Source organism: Proteus sp. fly-1008, from assembly GCF_040140305.1.
Taxonomy (GTDB): domain Bacteria; phylum Pseudomonadota; class Gammaproteobacteria; order Enterobacterales; family Enterobacteriaceae; genus Proteus; species Proteus vulgaris_B.
Window position 1 is genome coordinate 79,408 of the sequence record NZ_JBEEWH010000011.1, and the last position, 14,588, is coordinate 93,995.

The window sequence follows — 14,588 nt, forward strand, 5'->3', positions numbered from 1 at the left end:
TCTCTACCTTTCTCTAATATCGTTTAAAAGGATTTTATGCGTAAAACACTCTCATCCTATCACCCTATTCTTTATACTTTGAGAGTGGCGCAACGTCGTTTGTTTCGTTCGCTAAGCTGGCGATTTTCAGGCCGAAAATATAGTAGAGATGTTCAACCAGAACAACGACTTTTATACCGTTATCTAAAACACACATCTAAATTAATTAGTCGCCGTGGCGAAAGTGATATTCAATTACAATACAATAAAATTACAAATCTTAAATTAGTTGAAAAAGCACTTGATGGCGTCATTATCCATCCTGGTGAGTATTTCTCTTTTTGCTATCTAGTTGGAAAACCTAGTTATAAACGAGGCTTTATTGATGGCATGCAACTTTCTTACGGTGAGGCTAGAAAAGGTGTCGGTGGCGGAATTTGTCAGGCAAGTAATTTAATTCATTGGCTAGCACTACATTCTGAGTTAACAGTGATTGAAAAAGCTAATCATAGTTTTGATCCTTTTCCTGATGAGGGAAGAGTTCTTCCTTTTGGATCTGGCGCTGCTATTTTCTATAATTATGTGGATTTAATTTTATATAATCCAACACCTTATGATTATCAAATTAAATTACATGTAGCAGAGCATCAACTAGAAGGAGAATTGCTCTGTAACAAAGCGAGGGAGTATCGCTATCATATCTACGAAAAATCCTCTGCTTTTATTAAAAAAGGAGAGCATGTGTATCGTTGCAATGAAATTTGGCGAGATATTTATACTAAGAATAATGTAGGCGCTTTCCCTAAATTACTGAAATCTGAATTACTTTATAAAAATAGTGTTGTCGTAAAATATGATATTCCAGATGAACAATTGGATTAATCACAATGTTTTTTAAAATATTCTAAATTAAGCATCTTATTATCAATAAAAAATTACATTGTTCTTAAAATTAAGATTTTATTAAGTTGCGGTCTACTTTTTATTTTAAAGTCATTGAGTTATAAAATAGAAACCATATCTATTTATTAGAGTCAAAGAATGATAATTATGCTTCTATTTAATAGGTAATATAATGATGATAAAACTTGATTATCCACAAGAATTAGAAGTTGGTGATATCGTATTTACATGTATTGGTACCTCTTTATTTCGTCAAATTTCCTCAGCTTCTTTATGCTGGAGCAACCATGTTGGCATTATTATTGGCCATAATGGTAAAGATTATTTAGTAGCAGAAAGCCGTGTTCCACTCTCAACAACAACGACATTAACTCGCTTTATTAATCGTTCAGCTGATAAACGCTATGCAATACGCCGTTTATCAACACAATTATCCAATGAACAAAAAAATGCACTTATCGCACAAGTCCCAGAAAGATTAAATAAGCTTTACCATACAGGATTCAAATACGATTCTTCCCGTCAATTTTGCTCTAAATTTGTTTTCGATATTTATAAATCAGCGCTTTCTATTCGTGTAGGTGAAATCGAAACCTTCCAAGAATTATTAAGTAAAAATCCTAATGCTAAATTACAATTTTGGAAATTATGGTTTATTGGGCAAATTCCTTGGGAAAGAACAACCGTCACTCCAGCAAGTTTATGGCAACATCCTCATTTATCTTTAATTTATCGTAGTCATGAAAGTATTAATTAACACATCACATTAATATGCTACAAAATAAAAAGAATAACATAGCCTTCCATTCTTTTTTTATAAAAATCAGGATAAAAACCTCTCCCTTTCTTTGTAATAGGGAGAGTTTTGGTGTAAAACTAAAAAACAATATTTTGTAAATATGACTTAATTATTATTCGTCATTTAGGGATCACCATGAAATACCAAGATGTTACGAAATCACCCTGTGAGAATGCCTATTTTTTAGTTTTTAACCTCATCCACTCACCTGAAAACCGCGAAATTCTGATCGATCTTTGTAATAATTTTTCTGGTCTAATACGTAGTATGAGAACACGTTTTCCTGAATTGGAAACAAGCTGTGTAATGGGCTTCGGTGCAAATGCATGGGCTACATTATTTCCCAATCAAGCAAAACCCAAAGAGCTAAATACCTTTAAAGAAATTAAAGGTGATACTTATACTGCGGTTTCTACTTCGGGCGATCTTTTTTTCCATATTCGAGCTCTCAAAGTTTCTGCCTGTTACGAATTAGCTTCTATCATCAGCCAAAAGCTAAAGAATATTGTTACACCTGTCGATGAAGTGCATGGATTTAGATATTTTGATGGGCGTTCTATTATTGGTTTTGTCGATGGAACTGAAAACCCTGAATATGAAGATGAGCGTGCTTCTTATGCTGTTATTGGTGATGAAGATCCTGAGTTTTCAGGAGGTAGCTACGCCTTTGTACAAAAGTATATTCACGATATGGAAGCATGGGAAAAGCAGTCTCTTATCGAACAAGAAAAAGTCATTGGTAGACATAAATTCAACGATGTTGAATTAACCGATGAAGAAAAAGAGCCCGGTTCTCATAATGTTGTCACCAATATTCAAGATGAAAACGGTGATGATTTAAAAATTGTCAGAGCCAATATGCCTTTTTCCAATCCATCAAAAAATGAATATGGTACTTATTTTATTGGTTATGCACGTTATTTTTCAACAACCCGTCGCATGTTAGAAAATATGTTTGCAGGCACACCTGAAGGTCATACTGATAAATTACTTAAATTCAGCACTCCTATAACAGGTACATTATTCTTTGTTCCATCACCCGAGTTTCTGGATGATCTAGTGTAATTTATTACAAGTAGATATATAGGGTTAGTATTTATATATCTACTTTTTATTCTCAGATAGCAGTTCTATCTCTTGATTTATCTTATCCAATAATAATTCAAAATTAGAGTAAACCTGGCCATAATTATTGATATATTTCCATCCATACCAATAATTTACTCCTATTTTATAAGAGGTATCAAATACGTTATTTAATAATTTAGCTATTTCGTCATTAAGCCCTGGTTCTTTATAAGAATGAACTTTTACACCAATATAAATATTCGAGCTATCTTTTTCGATAGCAACCGAAAATTTATTTTTGTTATAATTGATTAAAACACCAACATGCTTTTCATTTATTTCGCAGTTATCATCTGAAAACGCTAACTGAGGATAATCATTTTTTATTTTATTACCCCATAAAGTAAAAACTCTCTCTACTTCTCTTATTAAGAGAGTATTTAAATTTTTTCTTAATGATTCTGTATCATTAATGATTTTCTTTATCTCATCAATGCTGTCATCAATGTAATTTTCAGATATATTTATTTCATTAAGAATATAGTCATTTATTTCATCATTCATTTTGTTTTTTTCTTCTTCATGCTGATTTAGAAATTTAATTTTCAAACTATCTTTATATTGATAAACAAAAGAATCAAAAGCTTTATTGTTTTTATTTATATGAGGATAAACATCCTTTTCTAACCATGTTAATATTTCACTTTCAAATGAAGAAAGTTTAAAATAAACCTTATTACTTTCTTTATACTTACCAAGACTCTCAGGTCGGTAACTTTCTTTTTTATGCCCCGTTAAATATAAAATAAAAATCTTCTCTTCTTGATATCCATTAGAGATAAATTTCTCAATATATCTTTCCAATTGTCGTTCTTGATCTAGTGCATTACAAACTTTACTTTCTATTATAATTGCATTAAATCCATCTTCAATACTAATATCAACTCTATTAATTTCTGTTTTAATTTTTAATTCATTATAATTAAATATAATTTCTTTCTTTAAAACCCGTTTTAAAAAAGAAGGAATAAATTTATATTCATTACCTTTTTTATTGTTTAATATTTTCTTTAAAATAATACTATGTTTATTTTCATTAATATTAAGCACATCAACTAAGTTAGTAGAGCATAAAAGATTATCTTCTAATTCATCATGTTTTAGAGCTGTATTTCTTGCTAAATTTATAATGGCTGAGTATTTCTTTTTTACCGATTCATCACAAAAATCTTCCTGTTTATTAAAATCAGTCATATGCCCTCTTAAAATAAAAAACCATCATAACGATGGTTTTTTATCTGAATCAATTATAAACCAAATACATTGACGTAAAATTCTTTGCCATCATCCGTACTTTCGATGGTATAAGTAATTGGAATCGAGTTCTTACCGCCTTTACCTTCAAAAGAAAGTTCAGCCGCACACGAATAAGTATCTCTTTTTTCGTCATGTTCACGAGTACGCACGCTTTCCACTTTTATCTTAATTTGATCTATCACTGCGGCCATTTTTTGATCACGTAATTCATCTTTCGTAATATCGACCACTAAGTTCTTTGCTTCAGTGCTATCACAATTAGGTGTTCCATCACCACATCCAACTAAAGGTAACGTTAATGCGCCTAATAATGCTAATTTTAGAATTCGAGTTTTCATACTGATTATTTCTTCCTTGCTGACAAGATAAAATATTTTTTAATATTTTACCTAATAATTATCTTGCAACAATATCGAGTTATAATAGTTAGAATAAGATCACGATAGAAATTAATATTAAAATTTCAAGACAATCATTAAGTAAAATCAGTGGTTTTTAACACTAATATTAATCTACTTCTGCCACTTGTGTTCTCATCACACCAATAATATCAACTCGAATATTACGAGTGTCTGCTCGACCTTTATCATCAACGGCACGTATGCGGTAGCGGCCACTTTCTTTTGGCTGCCACTCTATTGAACGTTGATTGGTACTGTTTCCCAAATAAGCATCATCAACAAACCAGTAAATAATATTACTGTCATTATCTGCTGTTGCATTAAATACAATGGACGTATTTGGCACTGATGCTCGTCTTAAGGTATAGGTTGTATTTCGTAATGGCGATAATATGCGAGGAGGTGTCCCTGTCACGGCCATATCTCCATTTTTACAATGAGCGGTAGAAGGAGGTGTTCGCTTTGGTAGCCCTGCTTGAGCAAATACTTTGGCTAAATCAGAAGGCCAATATTCAAAAATTTCGATATTTACCTGATCTTCATTATATGGTGGACAGACAACCTCTCCTGTTATTTTATCAATTGCTAAAGGCCGATAAATAGTATCCACTTTAATCGGTGATTTTCCTGGAATAAACCATGTTTTACCCTTACGTTGACACCATGGTGTAGGTAAATTACCACTCGCCAAACAAATATCGACTTGTTTAATATTTTCAGGCAGTTTAAATCGAGGCTCTTTTAGTTTCGGATAGTCTGCAACTATATTATCTATAATATTAAAAAATAGAGGTGCAGCAGCTTCTGCGCCAATTAATGCGCTATTTCCTTTACCATCAAAGTTACCGATCCAAACCACTAAAACATAGGGGCCAAAGATCCCACTACTCCATGCATCACGAAATCCCCAAGAGGTGCCTGTTTTCCAATAAATGGGTAAAGTCATAGATTTTTGAGCAAGAGTATCATCGGGTCTTCGATGTTGCCCTAGCATATCTAGCGTGATAAAGCTTGCCTCTTCACTTAGCAATCGGATAGGTTTAGCAATAGTATCCGTACTTTGCATTCTTAATGGTTTAAGCTCTCCCCGATTAGCTAATATTCCATAAAGCTTTGCTAACTCTTGTACCGTAATTTCACCACCTCCAAGCACCAGCGATAAACCATAATGTTTTTCACTGGCCATATTACTGACACCCGACATTTGTAAAAACTGATAAAGCGTAGGCTGTTTCAATTGTGAAGCAATAGCTACCGCGGGAATATTTCGACTATAATTGAGAGCTTGAGTGGCAGAAATAGGCCCTAAAAAACGTAAGTCAAAGTTCTCTGGCGCATAACTGCCAAAGGTAGAGGGTACATCTTTTAAAATTGTTCGGGGATGTAAAATGCCTTGCTCTAATCCTAATGCATAGATAAAAGGCTTTAATGTTGAACCCGGTGAACGCTTGGCATTAGTTCCATTAACTTGCCCATGAATATCCACATTATAATAATCTGCCGAACCGACTAGCGCTTTAACTCCCATATCTCGTGTATCAACGAGGATCACCGAAGCATTTTTAACACCAATATGTTTATTTCGCTCAATAAAGGCATCAACCTGCTTTTCAACTAATCTCTGTAATGAAAGATCAAGCGTTGTCACTATAGTTGTGGGTTTTCTTGGATTAAATTTTTCTTGTTTTTCTATTTGTTCCACTAAATGAGGGGCTATATAAGGCATTTTTTCTGGTTGACGTAACTGAAGAGGCAATTGGAAGAGTGCAGATAAATTGGCATCTTTAGGGTGCTCTTTTAACCAATAATCATAAAGCTGGTTACGTGTTTTCATTAAAGAGAGACTAATACCATCGGTATTTGGTTCTATCCGGTAACTGGGTGATTGAGGTAATACGGCAAGTGTTAACGCTTCGGGTAATGTTAATTCTTTAGGATTTTTATTAAAGTAAATCAGGCTTGCTGCCCCAACACTCTCTATATTTCGCCCATAAGGTGCATAGTTAAAATACGCTTCCAAAATATCATGTTTTGAATAACTGAGTTCTAATTGGATAGCACGTAATACTTGAACCAGTTTTCCCCCTACATTTCGCGTATTTAATTGCCAATGCATACGCGCTAATTGCATTGTAATAGTAGAGCCACCTTGTAATCGTTCACCATAAATATAACTGACGAAAAAACCACGAATTAAACTGTAAGGGTTAAAACCTGTATGATAATAAAACCAGCGATCTTCATATCGCATGGCGCTCTCAACCATTAAAGGCGAAATGTCGTCTAAATCTGTCCATAACCGATAGCGTTCATCATTAGCAAGTGTTAAGCGAAGTAGGTTGCCATTGCTATCATAATAAGCCGTTGAAGATAAGAACCCCTCTGAAAGTGCTGGATGAGGAAATAATCGGAACACTACACAAAAGAGGGCGACTAAGAAGCCACCCATCAAAATATTTTGTAAAACACGCCGACTCCTGATCATTTTAAAATAACCAAAAACCGGCGTTTGAAACCCAATTTAATTTCATTTTACATTGCCATTATTTTGCGTCGGTTTATTAACAGTCATAACGCCTTTACCAACAGCTAATGCTTGTATTTCTCTATCATACATCGCTTCTGCAAATGCTGGCGGTATTGTAAACACCCCAGAATTAGTCGCTTTAATTTGATAAACGAATTCTTGTACCTGTTGGCTAGCTGTACCATAAATAATGACTCTATCTTCTCGAATATCACTGTATTCTGGTGACCAGCGTGTTCCTTTTGATCCGGTTGGTGACAACCATTCCACTTCAGGGTTATCAACATCATCCATTGATTGTTGTACAACCTCAAATCCTCCCGGAAGTAAGTCCACCAGCACAACATTATCAACGCCCTGCTTTGCATTGGCTCTAACTTTTATATGTACATAAAGCTTTTCGCCTAATGTTGCACTATTTACAGACTCACCCTTTTCATTCACGTAATCACGAGAAATTTCTAATCCTTGTGAAAGCGCTTCTTTAGGTTGCTCGCTATCAAAACCAGACTGTGTGACAACATACCAAGCAGGATTATTTGTTGGGTTATTAAACAAAACTTCGTTAATACCTGCACCAAACTGGCCAATCGCAGTTGCATTTGTCATCGATGAGATCACTATTGGCGGATTTTCACCTTTTTTAGCACTCACAGTTAATGGTTGTGCTGATGCTGTGGTGTTTTGGATCTGTTTAGTGTAATGCTCTAACGCCAAAATACTCATCGCTGATGATTGTGTGGTATAGCGCTCTTCTTTAAAGCTCAATACCATATTCTCTAAGAGCTGCGGTGGAATATCAGCTGCTTTTTCAGGGAAATGTTTCACAATCAAATACAATCTTGTACTGTCTAAAACCAGTGGATCTAAATAGTTTTTCGACCACCACGCCTTACTATAAGCCTTGCTTAGCTCTTGCCATGTGGGTTTTAACAACTCGTCAGCTTGTTTATCCATTTTCAACATTTTATAAGAAGCTGCTAAATATAAAGCACCTAAATCACTCTGCCATGTTTTTGGATAATTCTTTTGCATACGCGTTTGAATAGCTGCTATTTCACTGGTAGTGACTTTGCCTTGACGCGTTAACAAATAGACTGCAAAAGCACGCATTCTAAGTTCATCTTGATTATTTAACCCTACATTGACGGCAAGCTTAGTTAAATATTCATTGGATGATCGCAATAGCGTATCAGATACAGGGTAATTTGCTTCTTGTGCCTCTAGTAAAAATTGAACCACATATAAGGTGACAAAGGGATCTGTCGATGGTGTAGAGCGCCATGTTCCTATTGCTCCTTGCCCATTTTGACGAGTGAGTAATGTCGCCATTGTTTGTTCAAGTTGAGAACGAATTTTACCTTGTGAATAGATAGCCTTCATTTCAGGATTACGTTGATGGAATAATAACGGTACTGCCTGACTGGTTATTTGCTCTGAACAATTATAAGGATAATTAGCAAGGTATTGTGCTAATGCACTACTGAGCACCAAAGGAGAGTAAGAAACACGCGCATCTCTATTGGCATATTCATCATACATTTGGCGAATATACGTGACACTCTGCTCTTTTCCATCCATACGGCCTAAGCTTGATTGAGTTCGATAAGCTGAAGCAGGGCGAATAGAGAGAGCCACCGTCCGTTGAGTTACTTTACCTTCTGTATTCACTGAGAAAGTGATAGCGCCATTACCCAATTGCGATTTCGCTTTTAGTCTAAAGGAAACCACCGTTTCTTTTTTCTCACCTAATTCCAATTGATAACTCTTTTGTCCTATCACCTCTAATTGAGGCTCTGGTGTTATCATGACATCTAGTTTTGTTTCAACGCCATTAAGATCAGTGAGATTATTTGCAATACCTAAAGTCACATCAAATTCATCATTTGGTGCAACAGTCGTCGGTATATGTGGGCTTAATACAAAATCATCACGCACTGTAGTATAACGTTGTGCATTCCCTATACGGTTTGGGGTAACAGATACTGCCATTATGCGGATCTTGCCATTAAAATATTCAGGCACTTTATAATTAAAGACCGCTTCACCCTCTACTTCCGTAATACCAGACCAATAGGCCACAGGTTCTTCTTTTTTACGTTTGAATGGATTTAAATAGAGATCAACACCTTCTCCTGCATCTCCACCCGGTGCCGAAGTCAGTGACATCATTTTGCTAAACTCAGGCAAGATAAGATCGAGTATTTGTGTGCTTTCAACTTCTAATGATCGTTTACGGAAGAAGTAATCCAATGGATCTTTTAATTTATATCGTGCAACTTGTAAAATGCCTTCGTCAACAGCAAATACAGCAACTTGTTGTGGAGTCTCTGTTTTTACGGTGATCGGCAAAGTCTCGCCTGGCTTGATAATCTCAGGTGATTGCAATTCAATATTAGCTTGAAAATTTTCACGACTCACTTTAAACGGTATAACACCATAGCTAAGTGGACTCATAAATATTTCGTCAGAGTTAATATCTCGAACAAATTGGACATTGATATAACCATTACCTTGTAAATCATCTGGAACACGGATCTTTTGTACTGAACTTGTTGTTGATGATGTAAACCACTGCCAATGATAAACCTTATCTTTTTCTATAGTGATAATGCCACTGCCGATATAAGGCGCATTAATGGCAATTTCTATTTCTTCACCAGCTTTGTATGTGTCTTTGTTTAAAGTAAGTTGTAGCTCAGCTTCGCGATCAAGGGATCGCGTAACATTCGCGTTTCCTGCGACCGTATAATTGATGCGGTTGAGTACATTACCTGCTTTATTTTTGACTAATAATACAAAATTACCTGGTGTTTGCGTCTCTAATAAAAAGTGGCTACCTTTTTCATCAATAGAAAATGGGACTTCATTAATAAAAACTTCTTTTAATTTAGACTGATATTTATAAACACCCGAATTTTGACGAGTTAAAACAGAAAGGTATTTTTGCTCATAACGTTCTAGTGTGAGTGCCTCTTGAGTAACTTGTTTTAATGTTGGATCAATGGCGATAAAATTGAGATTACGTTGTGCATTTTGATTGATATAGTCAAGTGTTCCATCTGCTTTTACCCCAACGAGATAATCATGAGGAGATACCATTACACGGGCCGCCGCAGTGACTGAGCGACCACTTCCTGCATCAAAAGCTTCAGAGATAAGTTGTAATTGATAAGTTGCATCATCATAGGACTCTAGCCCTAAATCAATATCAGCTATCCCTTCATCATTTGTTGTCGTCTCTTCTAACTCTGTTTCAAAACTATCGTGATTACGGCGGTTTTCATAAAAACGATAATCAGAATAGCGTGAGAAATTAGGATAAATTGGTCGTAACGTTAATTTGGACACAACACGTCTATTTTGTGCAGGCGTACCAAATAAATTTTGTACGTCAATTGATGCTTTTAATTCAGAAGGTTTAACCCACCCTTGTTGCCTATTAGGTTTCAGATTAAGTGCAACTTTAAGTAAGTCAGGTTCAAATTCTTTAACGACAATACTCGTACTGCCTAATAAACTGGCATCTTCGTTATTCTTACCCACCAAGTAAAGATAAATATTCCAATCTCCAGTAGGCGAGTTTTCTGAAGTGGTATAACTCAATTCATTAAAACCAAATTCGTTTAATGTCATGGACTTATTTAACATTAATGTATTACGAGGATCACGAATTTCAACACGTAGAGGTACTCCATCAATAGCCGTTTTCCAGTCAAATGTCCGTGTAATTAGCCCTATATTGAAAGTTTCACCAGGCCTATAAACACCTCTATCAGAAAAAAGAAAACTATCAAGAGTGCGGGGATCTTTGGGCGTATCATCGCCATAAACATCAAAGCGAGAAAGGTTTAATTGTCTATCGTAATAAGCATTTGTCGGTAAAAATGAAATATCCCCTTCTTTTTCAACTAAAAAGAGAACCGCAGTTTGTTCATTTCTAAAGTCTTTAAGCGTTGGAAAAGCAACATGTCCATCAGCATTAGTTATTTTGCTAAGTAACGTTGTTCCATTTTTAGCAATGACAGAGACTTTCGCATTACTAACAGGTTCACCACTATAAATAGATTGTACAAAAACATCTCTTGAACCGTTAATCGAGGATTTCGCGATAATGCCTAAATCAGTGACAACAACAAAGCGAGCATCAGAAACCACTTCATCATCGCCCTCTTCATAATACTCTTCGTTTTCATCATCTGTTCTTGATGCTTTATTCGGATCCCAAGAAGTCAGTTTTAATAAAAATATGCCACGCTTAGCATTAGGATCAGCAGATAAATAGCGACTTAAATCAATTCCCTTGTATTGAGTTTCACCTTTATTTTCGTTGTTCAGTGCTGTTTGATAAGTAAAATGCTCTGTAAAATATTCATCATTTAGACGGTTAAAATTCGTTGAAGTAAAATATTTATCTTTAAAAGAAACAATATGCTGTAACTGATTTGGAATAACTCGCTTAATATCTAATTGTAACCCCGGAAGATTACGAGCAGAAACGGTGATCCGTTTATCTCCTGTCATAGAAAGTAAAGCACCTTCAGATACAAAACTCAGCATTTGTGGGTAATCAGGGACGCTGACGATTTGATAACGATCTTCTTTTAATTGGTATCCTCCAACAGAAGTTATTCCACTTGAGATTTTAACCAATAGATAGCGATAAGCAGGTGCATTATATTTAAAAGCAAAGGTAGCCTGATTTTCTTGCTCATTATCACTTATCTCAAGTGTTAATTTTTCTGACTGAGCAAGAATAGTTTTACTAACATCATTCAAATTCCAATCGTAATAATCATCTTCACCTTGGTTAAGGTCAGCATTTTGTATTTCTAAATTGTGTTGAGGTAATAACCATGCACTAACTTCATTTTTTATCTCTTTCTCATTCAACGCATCATTTAAAGAAACAATAAGCACACGCGCATCTTTACCATTTTCAGACTCAACAAGCTCACTTTCTATATTGGAAACACTAAGGCTATATAAACTTGGAACATCCACACCATAGGTTTTTTCTTTTGATGTTGAGTTTGCTGTCACTGTACTCGCAACACCTGGTGCAATCTTAAGGAACACTTTGCTACTAATATCTTTTAGCGCTAACTGTTCAGAATGAACCCATGCCGTTAATTTTTTATTATCATAATTAATAACGTATTTTAGCTTCTCATTATCACCATATTTCATTGAAAGCCGTTTTTCAAAGCTCTGAATATCAACAGGGGCATTAAATGAAATTTTAATAATGGCATGCTTTTGAGCAGGATTTTGAGGATCTTGATAAAACTCACTATTTCCTAAACGATAATCAAAAATAGACGTTTTAAATTCATATTTTTTTAATTTAAGTGAAAACTGGGGCGCTAATAACTTAGCTTCATCAAGTTCTATTTGATATTTGCTTCCCATTGCAAATGGTTTTTTCGCTGTAAAAACAAGAGTCGAACCATTTTGCCAATGCCAATTCCCTTCAATAGCTGGCGTTAATGTCACGCCTTCAGTGACTTCTTTATCAATAAGTGTAATAGGTGCAGCAGAACGTGAAAAAGATAACGTTATTCTCTGTGATTGAGGATTGTCGCTGGCATAATTAATTGGCGCAGGGGCAGTCAGTTTTATATCAACTTTTTGTACAACAATGGGAGCAACATCAATAGGAACAGGGCGATTAAGATAACTGTGGTAACCGTAGTAACTACCAAATGACATGACTAGAAGAAAAATAATAGAACCTAATACCGTTTTCGGGTGGTTCACCATACCCTTTTCAATATTTCTCAAATGCCGAGCAACAAAACTAACCCATATAGGTGTACTCCATTGTATTTGTCCTATAAACGGGCTAAGTATTTTCTCAAGAAGACGAATACAAAAAACAATAATCCAGCCAAATAAACGGATCAGTTTAAACGGAAGACTAAGTAAAAAGCGCAATACATCCATATAGGTAGTCCTAGATTGCCCTGATAAAAATATGTTATTTTTATCAATAAAATTAAGTCAAAATCGAAATAAATAGGGTTGCTGTAAGTGAATAAGCATTAATACTTATTAATAAATAAGTCTATAAAGACAGATTACATTTTTAATATTTTTTTCCTAGCATTCAACTCTATTTCAAGACTCTTCTGAACTTTAGTTTGAGTCATCTTTTTCTAATAATCATTTTATGTTTAATAAAATACAGAATAAAAGACAAATTTTGCGAGAAGAATCGCACTATTAAAGTGCGATTTACATTTTTACAGCGTAAATATCACTTCGCTATTAAAGAATTATAATTCTCTATCAAATATTTATACTCATTTGAAATAGTATTTATGCTACTTGATATATCTTTCTTCTCATTGAGTTTTTTCTCTAATACTTTTAACTCAATGACAAGTTGTTGATATAATTCTAAATACTTTTTAACTGAATAATCAGTACCTTTCATATTTTCTTTATTCAGCAACGCTTCATTACCAAATGTTTTTTCTAATTCAATTGATTGCGCTTCAATTTTGGTAATTGCCGCAGAGAGTGTAGCCACATCTATTTTATCTGGGTTCATTGAATCAAGTGTGTTGGTTACTGTATCCAGTGATTGCATAATTTGATAGCGAACAACCAAACCTTCTTTTTTCACTAATTCAAGCTCTTCAATATGCATTGCTTGATAATAGTTTTCATATGCGTCAGCAGCTTTTTCTTTCTCATCGATTAGTTTGGCATAAGCATTTTTCACGTCTTCATACAAATTACTGGCTTGTGCAAAATCATCTAAACGATAAGTCTCCTTTACAACCAGATAATCCCCAAGCTTTAGCAATTTTTCATATAAATCAACATAACTTTCACCATAAGCATTACCTACAGCATCTAATTCTGGAAGTGTAGGGGAAAGCGTTTTCATAAATTCAAAAGATTCTTTAGCTCGCTCTGCTCCTGAAACACTCAAATACATAGAGAAAGCACTCCTAACAGGCATTATCGCACTACTCGCTTTCATTTTTTTTATTTGGTCTGTTTCTGTTTCAAATACTTTGAAAGGTGTTAAATCAATGCTTTCACCATTATCAGAACTTAAACTTGTTAAAACTGTTTTCGTATTATCTAAAAGATTAACGTTAATTGTACCTGAAATTCTGCCCGTTTTTTTCTGTATAATGGTGCCAAAATCTTCGTTAAACGTTGCTAACCACAAATTACCTTTTTCAATTTTCTGACTAAACTGAACTTTATCAGTTTGAGTATTTTTTGAATCAGGCTTAGATTGTGTTGTTTGCTCTGTTTTATTTTTATCTTGCGAGGATGTTCCTGTATTCGAATTTTCATTTGAATTATCACAACCTACTGCTGATATTAATAAAATACTTATTATCGATGCTAATATGCTCTTTTTCATAATCCCTCATTATATTATTAAGTAATTTACTTGCTATAAACTATAATGAGTTTAATAATTAATGACTATTATTTATTACATTTATTTCAAACATCACAGCAACACTCTTTATAAGAGTATTTTAAGACGATTAATAACGTATATATACTTAAGTGCGTTGTTATATCTTTATAAATATTTTTTAAGCGTTTATATATATCCTAT

At 34.4% G+C, this 14,588-nt stretch carries 8 protein-coding genes; 3 read left to right on the plus strand and 5 right to left on the minus strand.

The window, feature by feature from the left end; genetic code table 11:
- Positions 1 to 36 precede the first annotated feature (36 nt).
- The 3 genes from ABN256_RS16110 to ABN256_RS16120 all read left to right on the plus strand — a co-directional run bounded on the left by ABN256_RS16110 (position 37) and on the right by ABN256_RS16120 (position 2,746).
- Positions 37 to 861 carry a VanW family protein gene (locus ABN256_RS16110; RefSeq protein ID WP_349439737.1) on the plus strand — a complete coding sequence of 275 codons (825 nt, stop codon included), beginning with the start codon at positions 37 to 39 and terminating at the stop codon, positions 859 to 861.
- Positions 862 to 1,057: 196 nt separating this feature from the next.
- Positions 1,058 to 1,639: a YebB family permuted papain-like enzyme gene (locus tag ABN256_RS16115; protein ID WP_072070201.1), complete on the plus strand. Its 582-nt coding sequence runs from the start codon at positions 1,058 to 1,060 to the stop codon at positions 1,637 to 1,639.
- Positions 1,640 to 1,816: 177 nt separating this feature from the next.
- Positions 1,817 to 2,746, plus strand: a complete 930-nt coding sequence (locus ABN256_RS16120) for a Dyp-type peroxidase (RefSeq protein ID WP_196553866.1) — start codon at positions 1,817 to 1,819, stop codon at positions 2,744 to 2,746.
- A 39-nt stretch (positions 2,747 to 2,785) separates the two neighbouring features.
- On the opposite strand, the gene ABN256_RS16125 is transcribed toward ABN256_RS16120, so the two are convergent.
- The 5 genes from ABN256_RS16125 to ABN256_RS16145 form a co-directional block, all read right to left on the minus strand.
- Positions 2,786 to 4,003, minus strand: a complete 1,218-nt coding sequence (locus ABN256_RS16125) for a PDDEXK-like family protein (protein WP_196553865.1) — start codon at positions 4,001 to 4,003, stop codon at positions 2,786 to 2,788.
- A gap of 53 nt (positions 4,004 to 4,056) precedes the next feature.
- Positions 4,057 to 4,404: a hypothetical protein gene (locus tag ABN256_RS16130; RefSeq protein ID WP_072070169.1), complete on the minus strand. Its 348-nt coding sequence runs from the start codon at positions 4,402 to 4,404 to the stop codon at positions 4,057 to 4,059.
- A gap of 169 nt (positions 4,405 to 4,573) precedes the next feature.
- Positions 4,574 to 6,952, minus strand: coding sequence for a penicillin-binding protein 1C (pbpC, locus tag ABN256_RS16135; protein ID WP_196553864.1), 2,379 nt, complete (start codon positions 6,950 to 6,952; stop codon positions 4,574 to 4,576).
- Positions 6,953 to 6,994: 42 nt separating this feature from the next.
- Positions 6,995 to 12,940 (minus strand): alpha-2-macroglobulin family protein, encoded by a 5,946-nt coding sequence (locus tag ABN256_RS16140; RefSeq protein WP_196553863.1) that lies wholly within the window; start codon positions 12,938 to 12,940, stop codon positions 6,995 to 6,997.
- A gap of 313 nt (positions 12,941 to 13,253) precedes the next feature.
- Entirely contained in the window at positions 13,254 to 14,384 is a 1,131-nt protein-coding gene (locus ABN256_RS16145; RefSeq protein WP_349439738.1) for a YiiG family protein, read from the minus strand.
- Positions 14,385 to 14,588: the final 204 nt, after the last annotated feature.